The 2,996-nt window shown below is 29.4% G+C and carries 3 protein-coding genes; all 3 read right to left on the bottom strand.

Annotation, left to right across the window (positions count from 1 at the left end; genetic code table 11):
* Positions 1–5: 5 nt before the first annotated feature.
* Genes H8911_RS11890 through H8911_RS11900 form a run of 3 tightly spaced genes read right to left on the bottom strand, consistent with a single transcriptional unit; the run spans position 6 to position 2,863 of the window.
* Positions 6–1,001 carry a tyrosine-type recombinase/integrase gene (locus H8911_RS11890; RefSeq protein ID WP_186999806.1) on the bottom strand — a complete coding sequence of 332 codons (996 nt, stop codon included), beginning with the start codon at positions 999–1,001 and terminating at the stop codon, positions 6–8.
* The gene (locus tag H8911_RS11895) at positions 1,002–1,979 is read right to left on the bottom strand and encodes a tyrosine-type recombinase/integrase (protein ID WP_186999807.1); all 978 of its coding nucleotides are present in this window, start codon (positions 1,977–1,979) and stop codon (positions 1,002–1,004) included.
* On the bottom strand, positions 1,976–2,863 hold the full coding sequence (locus H8911_RS11900; protein WP_186999808.1) for a tyrosine-type recombinase/integrase: 888 nt from the start codon (positions 2,861–2,863) through the stop codon (positions 1,976–1,978). The genes H8911_RS11895 and H8911_RS11900 overlap by 4 nt, the downstream gene beginning before the upstream one ends.
* Between the last annotated feature and the right edge of the window lie 133 nt (positions 2,864–2,996).

Here is a 2,996-nt window from a genome sequence, read left to right on the forward strand (position 1 = left end):
GCTTTTTAAAGTTTGGTTTTCAACCAATCTAATAATTCATCTTTTTCTTCGTTTGAATAATTATCCTCAATTTTCAATTTGCTTGCTGCTTCTAATAGATGTTTTCTTTTAACTTCCGGATTAGCTTTTGAATATATCTCTGTTGTCTTTACCGAGGAATGTCCTAAAATGTCACGTATATAAATAAGGTTTACACCATTCTCTAAAAGGTGCATTGCTTTGCTGTGTCTTAGACAATGAGGAGAAATTGTATTAGGATAAATGGTTAGATTTTGCTCCTTTGCTTTTATAAAATGCTTTTGGAGAATATAATTTACACCTTCACGAGTGAGTTTTTCGCCCTTCGAATTAAAAAAAAGATATTCTGAATCTTTTATTTTATAAATAGTTATATACTTTTTTAGTATTTCAATCATTGAAAAATCTAATGGAATTATTCTAACCTTTCTTCCTTTACCGTATAAAACTACTGATGCTGGTTTATTCAATCTCAAATCAGGTAATTTAATATTTATAAGTTCGCTAACACGTGCACCACTTTCATACAATGTCAGAATAATCGCTAAGTCTCTTAAATCTCTCATATTGTTTTTATCAAATGATTTAAGCATGTCTTGAAATGCTTCTACTGTAAGATAATTCATCGGAACTGATTCTGTTTTCTTTTTATGAATCTCTAATATTGAAGTGCAGATATTCATATACTCTGGGCGATGGTAACTGACATATTTGAATAATGATTTAATCGCAGCCAATCTATTATTTCTGGTAGAAACAGATACATTTTTATTGCTTTCTAACCATTCAAGGTATTCACAAATGATGCCATATGAAAAATCAGTAATTTTAATTTTGTTTGCTTTTATACCTTTGGAGTTCATGAATTCTAAAAGCTGTACAACTGCATCTCGATAAGTTTTAATTGTATTTTCACTGGCATTTTTTTGATTGGTCAGATATCGGATAAAAAAATCACCAACCAATTTAGAAAACTCATTCATCTATATTTCACCGATTCCTTCCAAATAAATATAATGACCTGCATTAATAATTTCCTCATGTCTCTGTAGAGTTAATCTTAAGTAAATCTCTGTGTTTACGATACTTGTATGTCCAAGATAAACACTTAAATATGGCAAGGCACAGTATGGATCTTTTCCTGATTTAATCATTTGATTCAATGCATTACACGCAAAAGAATGGCGTAAAGAATGAACACAAGCACCTCTTTTGTAACCATTTAACGGACTACTTTTTATCCCGGCCATAGGCAATATTTTATTTCTGAATACTGCGCATATAGTACCAGGGCTTCGTTTCCCACCACGTGGTGACTCAAAAAAATATGTATCACTTTCTTTAGAATATGATTCACTATAATTTGTTAACCAAGTACCAAGTGAAGATTTAAATGGTACCATTCTAGAAACGTTTCCTTTCCCTGAACGAACGTAAACGATATTGTTTTCTAAATCAACATCATCTACTTTTAAATTTGATACTTCACCAACTCTTAATCCAGTACAGTATAGTAATCTAAATACAGTTTGATAAAAACACTTTGATTGTTCATTATTCTTAAATTTCATATTATCAACTGCTTTGAATATTCTGGTTATCTCATCATCAGAAAAAACATAAGGTATAAAATCTCTAGGCATTTTAACCTGAGCTTCGTAAGAAATATAAATATTTTCATACCCCTGAGATTTCAAAAATTTACAGAATTGTCTAAGAACGCATTCTTTGGAATGTTGAGTTCCTTGAGATAAAGAGGAATTCGTTTCTAAATATATATCAACCATTTCCTTTGTGATTTTAATTTCACTAAGATTAAAGGAATTTAAAAAATTGTTTAGTGAAACAAGTTCATAGATTTTTTTGCTTTCTAAATTTCTATAATATCCTAAGGATTGCTTATAGGTGATATATTTTTCAAATTCATTTTTAAAAACACCTTCAAAAGTTCTTCTTTTCATAAAGGCACCTCAAGACTTACCATTCGTAATCCCTCAATATCTATGGATAAATATTTTTCAGTTGTACTGATATTTGTATGTCCAAGAATCCCTTTAATTACTGGTAAAGGAGTATTATTCTTTAGTAGATTTGTGGCTAGACTATGTCTTAAAGAATGCGCTCCAGCCTTTTTGTTTCTTATATTAATGTTTGCCTTGATAAATGCTTTTCTTACAGTGTGAGTAAGTACTGCAGCATCATTAAAAGGAACACCTGTTTGTGTGTTGATAAAAATATATTCACTATCGTCAGAAACTCTATGGTTTTTCAAATAATCGAGTAAAAGATATTTTATGTTATCTGAAATTGGCACTTCTATTGGTTGCTTGGTTTTCATTTGCATCTTTTGAATTATGTTTTTATCCCATTTAATTTCACTGAATTTTAAAAAAACGATATCACTAGCTCTTAAACCAGTTTCTGCGGCAATAAGAACCATACATTTATCTCTGATACCACACTCATTAGTTAAATCTATACTATTTATAATTTTACTAATTTCTTCTGGTGAATAATAGGATAGTATTTTACTTCTCTTATTTGTAAAGATAATCGGATATAATTCATATCCGTCATAATCTACTAATTCAAGCTTTTTCATTACATTGAAAAAGTCTCTTATTGTAAACTGAGCACTACTTCTGGATTGAGAAGCCCAATTTTTAAGCTGTACAAAACCATATACATCATTTTTCTGTATATTTCTGATATTTCCAATTTCATTAGCTATGCAATAATCAAGAAATTGTTTAATGACTTTTAGTTTTCCTTTAATGGTAGCCTCCTTTAAGTTTTTATCTTGTTGTTTTAAATAAATATCAATGCACTTAGCTTTATCCATCATATAATCATCCTCCTTATCTTTCACTAAGTACATTTATTATATAAAGTTATGAGAAGCAAAATTATAAAAAAAGCCTATAAAAGGGATGATTTCAAATTAACTTCTCATAACTTTTTACTTTGCATAAGACTGG

The organism is Holdemanella hominis, from assembly GCF_014306155.1.
Lineage (GTDB): Bacteria > Bacillota_I > Bacilli_A > Erysipelotrichales > Erysipelotrichaceae > Holdemanella > Holdemanella hominis.

Excerpts from the sequence above, each read along its gene's own strand:
- H8911_RS11895 (WP_186999807.1), bottom strand. The coding sequence starts at position 1,979 with ATGAAAAGAAGAACTTTTGAAGGTGTTTTTAAAAATGAATTTGAAAAA.
- H8911_RS11890 (WP_186999806.1), bottom strand. The coding sequence starts at position 1,001 with ATGAATGAGTTTTCTAAATTGGTTGGTGATTTTTTTATCCGATATCTG.
- H8911_RS11900 (WP_186999808.1), bottom strand. The coding sequence starts at position 2,863 with ATGATGGATAAAGCTAAGTGCATTGATATTTATTTAAAACAACAAGAT.